The sequence below is a fragment of the Holdemania filiformis DSM 12042 genome (assembly GCF_000157995.1).
Lineage (GTDB): Bacteria > Bacillota_I > Bacilli_A > Erysipelotrichales > Erysipelotrichaceae > Holdemania > Holdemania filiformis.
Window position 1 is genome coordinate 115,970 of record NZ_GG657556.1, and the last position, 6,742, is coordinate 122,711.

Below are 6,742 nucleotides of genomic sequence, written 5' to 3' on the forward strand. Positions count from 1 at the left end.
CTTTCGTTTATGAAGGATGAACAGAAGCTGGACAATTTGATCTTCCTGATCTTCTTAATTCCCGGCACGCCGAAGGATATCATCACCTACTTTGCCGGGTTAACTCCCGTTAAGTTCTCACACTTCCTGGTCATCACCACCGTTGCGCGGATTCCGTCGATCATCACCTCGACGCTTGCCGGGGACAAGCTGATCCAGCAGGATTTCGCATCGGCCTTCTGGATTTATGCGATTACGATCGCCTTCAGCGGCGCAGGGCTGCTGCTCTACCGCGCGGTGATGAAAAAACGCCAGCAGAAAGCGCTGGAGCATCAACGAAATGAACAGGCGAAAACCAAGAAAGGGAAGACGGCCTTTGTGCCGTCCGAGGGATAAATCATGAAAGTCAGCGTCTTAATCCCCGCTTATAACAGCGAGAAAGAAATCTATACCTGCATCCGTTCCCTGTTGGAACAAACCTATCACGACTTCGAAGTGATTGCCGTTGATGACGGATCCACGGACCGCACCGGATCGCGGCTGGACTTCTATGCGAAGATCCATCCTGAGCTGATCACGGTCATCCATCAGGAAAACCGCGGCGTCTCAGCGGCCCGCAACGCGGCGCTAAAGGCCGCGAAGGGCGAATTCATTTTGTTTCTGGACAGCGATGACTGGATGAAGCGGCGCACACTGGAAACGCTGGTGGCGGCGCAGGCCCGGTATCAGGCCGATGTCGTGATCTGCGGTAACGTTTATGAAGGCCGGATCACGACCCGCCGCCACGTCCGCCGCGTTCAGATTCCGCACAAGCGGACGCTGATGAAAATGCTGATGAAGGACCGCCAGGTGCGCAACTACGCCTGGGGCAAGCTGATCCGGCGGTCGCTGTTCGACGGCCTGCAGTTCTGGGAAGGCCGGGTGTTTGAGGACGTCCAGCTGATTCCCCAGATACTGCTGAGAGCGGAGAAGACCGTGATCGTTCCGGATACTCTGGTTCATTACAATACCCGTCGGCCGAACAGTCTGACCTATTCGCTGCGCCCGGATATCCTTAAGGATATGCTGGAAGCGTTCCAGGATCAGGCCCGCTGCATCGTCGCCTATGATCCGACGCTGACACGTCAGGCCCGGTTCATGCTGGCGCGGGTGCGGTTAGTGATCGGGGGCGCGCTGGCGCTGCACGGCCGCTTCGATGATCCGCTCCTGGATCAGATTCTGCCGTTTTCTGAACCCTCGCCCAGCACAGAATTCCTCGTTCATCGCAATCTTTACTAATTCTTAAGCTTTTTATCCGTTGCAACTTCATGAGTTTATTCTATACTAAAGGAAGAATCAGTGAGGGGAGCAAACCATGCAAAACTATCAAATTCTCGTCTGTGAAGACGAAGTCGAGATCGGCAACGCGATCGAAATCTATTTAAAGAACCAGGGGTACGGCGTTCATCGCGCCTATAACGGGAAGGAAGGGCTGGAGGTCCTGGCCCGTCAGACGATTCATCTGGCGATCGTCGATCTGATGATGCCGGTCATGGACGGGCTGACGATGATCATGACGCTGCGGCAGAGCTATGATTTTCCGGTGATCGTGCTGTCGGCGAAATCCGAGGACATGGACAAAATCACCGGCCTGAACATGGGCGCGGACGATTATATCACCAAACCGTTTACGCCGATGGAGCTGTTGGCACGGGTGAATTCCCAGCTGCGCCGCTATGCCAAATTCTTAAGCCTGAAAGAACATCAGAGCGAGGATGAACAGGTCTATACGGTCGGCGGCCTGGAGTTGAACAACGACACCAAGGAAGTGTCGCTCGACGGCAATCCGGTGCGCTTGACGCCGATCGAGTTCCGGATTCTGCAGCTGTTGATGAAAAATCCGGGACGCGTTTACAGCGCTGAAGAAATCTACGAACGGGTGTGGAACGAGGAAGCGATCGCGACCGATACGGTCATGGTGCACATCCGCAACATCCGTGAAAAAATTGAGATCGATCCCCGCAATCCGCGGTATTTAAAGGTGGTGTGGGGTGTCGGCTACAAAATAGAGAAGGGATAAAGGAATGAACAAATCCAAATTTTCAGAAAAACTGTTGACCGGTTTTCTGGTTCTGATCTGTTTCCTGAGTCTGATCCTTGTCCCATCGGCCGGGTCGATCAGCGAGAACGCCGGGCCGGAAACGCACCGCGAGCTGTTCGGCCAAAGCCGCACGGTTCGTGCCTGGGTTAACGACTATGCGGTCACGATGATCCGCGATCTGATCAACGAGGTCAACCATACCGATCTGGGCTATGCCGATCTGTTGATCAGCGCCGATCAGCAGCAGCGTCTTTTAGAAGACGGATGGACGCAGAGCGAGATCAATGAACAGAAATCGCAGCTCGACTGGTCGCTGCAGCAGGAGTTTAAAAACAGCCTGCAGCTGGGCAATCTGCATGCCCTGGCGATTGACAACGCCACCAAGACGACCGTGCGCAGACCCAAAACCAACGCGTTGGCCCAGACCGACAGTGAATTATCCAAAAACTATCAGTTTTGGATCCGGGCGGAATACGACAGCTACGGTGTGCTGAGCGTTACGTCCAACAGCGGTTATGGCTATTCGGATTTTTATCCGCTGAGCGTACTGGCGGACTATGTGCAGTATTATGGGGATTTCTCCCTGGAGCTGCATGAGCCGGTGCTGAAGGATATCACACTGATCTTCGGCATTCCCAACGTGCTGGAAAGCGACGACGCGATTACCAGCCTAATCCACAACGCCGAATATTATTCCTACCGGCAGCTGGCCTCGCGGATTAACATGGTGCTGTACTTCATCCTGTTTTTAGGCGCGCTGTACTTTACCCGCGGCAAGATGCGCGATACCCGGCTCGGAAAGCTGCTCGACCGGATTCCGCTGGAAGCGCAGATTTTGATCAGCGTCGTGGCGCTGGCCATGATGGAGGAAATGTCCTATAATCTGGGCGGCATCATGCTCGATCTTTATTCCCAGTCGGCTGACGACATAAATGGCGTCTTCCAGATTCTCGGTTATGAGTTCACGTTCCTGTTGGAATGCTTCGGCTTGTACTGCGCGATTTACTGGATCCGCGCCGCGCTGCGGGACGGCTGGCATCAAACGTGGGGCAAGATGGCGACGATCACGCTGTGGCGGAGGCTCTGGCATGGCGTGCGGCATGGCTGGTCAACGCTGAAGCAATGGACCAAGGAATGCTTTACCGTTGATTTCTCGGAGAAGGCGCATTCCCGACTGATCCGTTTAATGGTCGTCAACGTCGCACTGATCAGTGTTCTGTGTCTGCTTCTGGACGATTTCTTTGCGGCGGTTATCTACACGGTCTTCCTGTATTTCATCATCATGCGGGCTTTGAAGCGGCTGCGCAGCGACTATGAGACGCTGCTGGGCTGTACCCGGCGGATGGCGCGGGGCGATCTGGAAACGGAAGTGCGTGAGGATTTAGGGATTTTCGAGCCGCTGCACAGCGAGCTGGATGATATCCGCTATGGCTTCAACACAGCGATCGCGGAAGAAACCAAGAGCCAGAAGATGAAAACGGAACTGATTTCCAACGTCTCCCACGACTTGAAAACCCCGCTGACCTCGCTGATCTCCTATATCGATCTGATGAAGCAGGAGCCGGACGAAGCCAAGCGGCAGGAATATCTGGCGGTGCTGGAACGCAATTCCATGCGTCTGAAGCATCTGATTGAGGATTTGTTCGAGGTCAGCAAGGCGAACAGCGGCGATCTGAAGCTGAATGTCGTGGATGTCGATCTTGTTTCCCTGATCTCGCAGACGTTGTTCGAGCTGGCTCCGGCGATTGAGAAAGCCGGACTGACGATCAAGACCTCGTACAGTCACGATAAGATTGTACTGCCGCTGGATTCGCAGAAGACGTACCGGATCGTGGAAAATCTTGTTTCCAACGTGACGAAATATTCACTCCGTGGCTCGCGCGTCTATCTGACGCTGATTGAGCGGGGCGAGGAAGTGGTGTTGTCGATCCGCAATATTTCCCAGACGGAGATCGACTTCGATCCAAACGATTTAGTCGAACGCTTTGTGCGCGGAGATAAATCGCGCAACTCGGAAGGCTCCGGGCTGGGGCTGGCGATTGCCAAGGGCTTCGCGGAGAGCCAGCACGCGCACTTTACGATTCAGACGGACGGCGATTTCTTCAAGGTCATCGTGATCTTTAACCGCCGCGCGCTGGAAGATCTCAAACCGAAACCGGCGGAAACCGTGAAGCTGGACATGCCGCAGGCGCCGCTGATCGACATTTCAAAAAATAATGAAAATAAAAAGGATTAAATAATCTTCAAAAAAAGAGAATAAATGAAATTCGTTCTCCATATGAGTAAATCAGAGAAAAGTAGAACGATAAAATAAGATCGAGATCAGTTTGGAACACAAACCTAACTGGTTGAGATCTTTTTCTTTCTATTTAGATCAAAGAAAGACATCAGTTGATGATTCATTTCAGCATTAGATTCCTGATAGGGAACAATTGCTTATAATATAAGTGTATAAACAATTTAGTTAAGGTTTAGTCTGAATTTTGCGATAACGGTTAGGATTCTTTTTATCAATAGAAATTTTTTTAGTACTTCAATTCTGTTTAATAGTTAGTGTGCATTATTGATTTCATGAATTAATTTCTGTATAGTAAGATTATATTTACATCAAAGGAGCAATTATATGAAAATGAATTAAAAACTTTGAATACGTGAATCATATGCAATATTATAGAGATAGATCTAGCCTTGATCTAAATTTAATAGAAATAATAAATATATTAAAAAGGAGAAAAGGGCATTCTTTTCTTCAATTCTATTTAATTGAAAATAATTGAAGAAAAATAGGTTTTTATTTTTTTGAGAATTTATTGGCCTTAATTAGAGTATCGATGTTTGTTATCGAATTACTCCTCAAGTAACGGTCTCGAAAAGTGTCCGAAGCTCCGCTTTCCGGGCTTTGATGAACCGTGGAAATCAATCGCCTTTGGCGATCTTGTTCATGAGTATAGTGATCGTACAAAAGAAGAGAACGAAGATACTCTTCTTTCTGCCGCCATCGAGGGAATGTTCCTAAATACAGAACTCTTTGGACATCAGCGTGGTGCAAGCAATAAAGGCTATAAGAAAATAAAACACGGAACGATGGTGCTGTCCACACAAAACCTTCACTTGGGTAATGCTAATGTCAATCAGCGGTTTGAGCATGGAATGGTATCTCCTGCATACAAAACTTATGACATCATCGGTTGCTCTGTTGATCTCATAGCCCAGTGGATAAAATCCGATGCAGCAAAGCGTTTCTTCTACAATGCAACCACCGTAGGCGCAAGTGTATGTAGGAGGAATGTGGAGTGGGACACTTTGTACGAACAATCGCTTTATCTCCCATGTCGTGACGAACAGGAAAAAGTGGCGAAGTTTTTAGCTCTATTAAGCAATCGTATCAACAAACAACAGCAGTTTGTCGCAGCCCTCAAGAAGTATAAAAGAGGAGTCATACAGCATATTTTTCGTCATTCGTTTGCTCAAGGAAATACAGAGTGGACTTGCGTTCGGTTAGGTGATGTCTTCAAAAAAGTATCGCGTCGCAACACAAACGGTATGGTTAAGAATGTAATAACAAACTCCGCAGAATACGGACTCGTCCCTCAGCGTGAGTTCTTCGAGAAAGATATAGCAGTCGATGGAAATACAGCAAATTACTATGTTATCGAAGAGGGCGATTTTGTATATAATCCGCGAAAGTCAAACACCGCACCATATGGACCGTTTAACAGATATAGCCTCAGCGAAAAAGGAATTATTTCTCCCCTCTATACTTGCCTTGTGCTTCAAGCGGATATTTACCCTTCGTATCTTGCATGGTACTTCAAGAGCGACGCTTGGCACAGATATATTTACGATAACGGATCACAAGGAGTTCGCCATGATCGAGTATCTATGACTGATGATTTGCTTATGGGCATACCGGTGATGTTTCCAGATAGAACAAGGCAGCTTATCTATGCAGAAATGCTTGACAAAATAGAGAAACGTCTGCAAGCAGCTCAAAAGGAATATGAGCTTCTTGTTTCAATGAAGGTTGGCTGTGTGCAGCAACTCTTTATATGAAAAATTGCTGCATCAATCCGCTTCTGATGTTCATGAGATTTTCAAGCGTTTTCTCTGCATTTGTTAGTTTGAGGTCAATGACTTGGAGATATTCCGCAATTTGTATTTGTTCAGACAGCGATGGATAAGGAATCTTGATATTCCAAAAAGTGTCCATATTGATTGACTTTCCATCTCTTATTCCTTCGACCGCGATCCTGAGCTTATTGCTGATAAACCAATATGACCTAAAATAGGCGTAATAGAATTTAGGAGATATTTTCCTACTTGCCCTCAGTATTGTATAAGCTGGACTAACTATGCCTTCACTATTGGCAATTTCGAGACCACCTTCAAAAGATCGAAGATGCAGTATAAAATCATTCTCAACAACACGCTTATATGTATTTGTGTTGGATTTATCATACGAAATGCGTCTGTCTACACTGTCGCGAGGGAGTGTTCCCGTCCCCTGAACGATAGTTAATACAGTGAGATCACTATGCCCTTTGTCGCTGATCGGAGTGAATAAATCGGAAATTATCATTTCTTCCCAAGTATCGCTTGTCGGGAATTTGATTTTCTGAGCCAGCAGACCATCAACGGCACCTCTTTTATACTTCTTGAGGTTATCGACGAGAGACTGCTGTG

General features: G+C 48.3%; 6 protein-coding genes. 5 read left to right on the top strand and 1 reads right to left on the bottom strand.

Annotated elements, in window-relative coordinates:
- The 5 genes from HOLDEFILI_RS06395 to HOLDEFILI_RS06415 form a co-directional block, all read left to right on the top strand.
- Positions 1-375 (top strand): TVP38/TMEM64 family protein (locus tag HOLDEFILI_RS06395; RefSeq protein WP_006058714.1); only part of this gene is annotated, 375 nt, incomplete at its 5' end.
- A 3-nt stretch (positions 376-378) separates the two neighbouring features.
- Positions 379-1,257 carry a glycosyltransferase family 2 protein gene (locus HOLDEFILI_RS06400; RefSeq protein WP_006058715.1) on the top strand — a complete coding sequence of 293 codons (879 nt, stop codon included), beginning with the start codon at positions 379-381 and terminating at the stop codon, positions 1,255-1,257.
- Between the two features lie 76 nt (positions 1,258-1,333).
- The gene (locus tag HOLDEFILI_RS06405; protein WP_006058716.1) at positions 1,334-2,038 is read left to right on the top strand and encodes a response regulator transcription factor; all 705 of its coding nucleotides are present in this window, start codon (positions 1,334-1,336) and stop codon (positions 2,036-2,038) included.
- 4 nt (positions 2,039-2,042) lie between these two features.
- Positions 2,043-4,295: a sensor histidine kinase gene (locus HOLDEFILI_RS20230; RefSeq protein ID WP_006058717.1), complete on the top strand. Its 2,253-nt coding sequence runs from the start codon at positions 2,043-2,045 to the stop codon at positions 4,293-4,295.
- 599 nt (positions 4,296-4,894) lie between these two features.
- Positions 4,895-6,112, top strand: coding sequence for a restriction endonuclease subunit S (locus HOLDEFILI_RS06415; protein ID WP_006058718.1), 1,218 nt, complete (start codon positions 4,895-4,897; stop codon positions 6,110-6,112).
- Here HOLDEFILI_RS06415 and HOLDEFILI_RS06420 read toward each other — a convergent pair.
- Positions 6,105-6,742 (bottom strand): restriction endonuclease subunit S (locus tag HOLDEFILI_RS06420; protein ID WP_006058719.1); only part of this gene is annotated, 638 nt, incomplete at its 5' end. The two genes, HOLDEFILI_RS06415 and HOLDEFILI_RS06420, sit on opposite strands and share 8 nt — an antisense overlap.